This is a genomic window from Streptomyces sp. NPDC054840 (genome assembly GCF_053611065.1).
Map to the genome: position 1 here is coordinate 1 of NZ_JBSGZP010001063.1, position 1,589 is coordinate 1,589.

The window sequence follows — 1,589 nt, forward strand, 5'->3', positions numbered from 1 at the left end:
GCGCGGCCCCGGCCGCCAGTGCCACCGGGAGGGCGAAGGCGGCGCGGAGCATCACGGCACGGTCGGTGGAGCGCTGGAGGAGGCGGGGCAGCAGCAGCGCGGTCGCCATGGAGCCGGCGCCGTACGCTCCGAGGGCGAGCGGGACGGCGCCGGCCGGGCGGTCCAGGTGGCCGCGTACCAGGGAGACGGTGTCGACGAGGACGACGGCTCCCGCGGCCGCGACCGCGAGGTCGAGCGCCAGCAGGGCCCGCAGTCGGGGCGTGGCCCGGAAGAGGCGGGTGCCGAAGAAGGTCCTGGCCCGGACGCCGCCGGTCCGATCGACCGGGGCAGGGCCGGGCAGCGCCGTGGCGACGATGAGCGCGGCGGAGGCGAGGAAGCCGACGGTCGTGCCGGCGAAGAGCCAGTCGTAGGAGACCAGGCTCAGCAGCGCCGTGGCCAGGACCGGACTGAAGAGGCTCTCCAGGTCGTAGGCGAGTCGGCTCATCGACAGGGCCCGGGTGTAGTCGCGTTCGGCGGGCAGGATCTCGGGGACGGTGGCCTGAAAGGTCGGGGTGAACGCCGCCGACGCCGCCTGGAGCAGGAAGATCAGCACGTGGATCTGCCAGATCTCGGTGACGAACGGAAGGGCCGCCGCCGCACCGGCCCGGGTCAGGTCCATGGCCGTCATCAGGACGCGGCGGGGAATCCGGTCGGCGACCGCGCCGATCACCGGGGCGATGGTGACGTAGGCGACCATCTTGATCGAGAAGGCGGTGCCGAGGACCGCCGAGGCGTGCTCGCCCGCGAGTTCGTAGGCGAGCAGGCTCAGTGCGACGGTGGCGAGGCCGGTTCCGACCAGGGCGATGACCTGGGCGGTGAACAGGCGGCGATAGGCGCCGTTGCGCAGTACGGACAGCATGGTCTCGTCCCGGTCGGCGGATCGATGACAGCATGTCGGCTCCAGCGTAGTCAACATGTGCGTACCTGTGCACCTGTCGTACGCCGTTCGGGCGGGGCGGGGCGGCGGCGGGGGCGGGTCACGGGTGCCGGAGGGCGGAAGGCGGGTCGCCGAGGTCGCGCGGCCCACGCGCGGACGTGGCCGTCGTGCGCGGTGAGGAAGGCGGTCGTCGCAAGAGGGCGGCCGGTGCGGCTCCGGACGGCGTACCCGCCGCGGGCCGCCGACCGGCCGGCGTGGTGGTCAGTCGTGCGGCGGGAGGGAACCGAGCTGGTGGTCGGCGACGTTCAGGGCCTCGTCCACCAGACGCCGCAGATGGCCGTGTCCCAGCGCGTAGACGACCCGGCGGCCGTCCTTGCGAGTGGTGACGAGCCCGGCCAGACGGAGCTTGGCGAGGTGCTGGCTGACGGACGGGCGGGCGGCTCCACAGGCCTCGGTGAGGGTGGTGACATCGGCCTCGCCCCGGCCGAGGCGTTCCATGAGCGCCAGGCGGGTGCGGTCGGCGAGCAGGGCGAGCACGGACGCCGCGGCCTCCAGCCGGTCACCCCGCTCCGGCGCGACCCGGGCGCTCGGCGCGCCCTGGGTGACCCGCGCCGGCTGCGCACCGTGTGCACCTGCCAGATGCCTGCCTGCACTCATGCGCACATCGTAGGGC

General features: G+C 74.3%; 2 protein-coding genes. Both read right to left on the reverse strand.

The annotated features are described in order from the left end of the window. On the reverse strand, positions 1 to 898 hold an 898-nt coding region (locus ACWGIU_RS37510), incomplete at its 3' end, for an MFS transporter (RefSeq protein ID WP_453712528.1). A gap of 279 nt (positions 899 to 1,177) precedes the next feature. Continuing rightward, positions 1,178 to 1,573 (reverse strand): ArsR/SmtB family transcription factor, encoded by a 396-nt coding sequence (locus tag ACWGIU_RS37515; RefSeq protein ID WP_453712527.1) that lies wholly within the window; start codon positions 1,571 to 1,573, stop codon positions 1,178 to 1,180. Positions 1,574 to 1,589 lie beyond the last annotated feature (16 nt).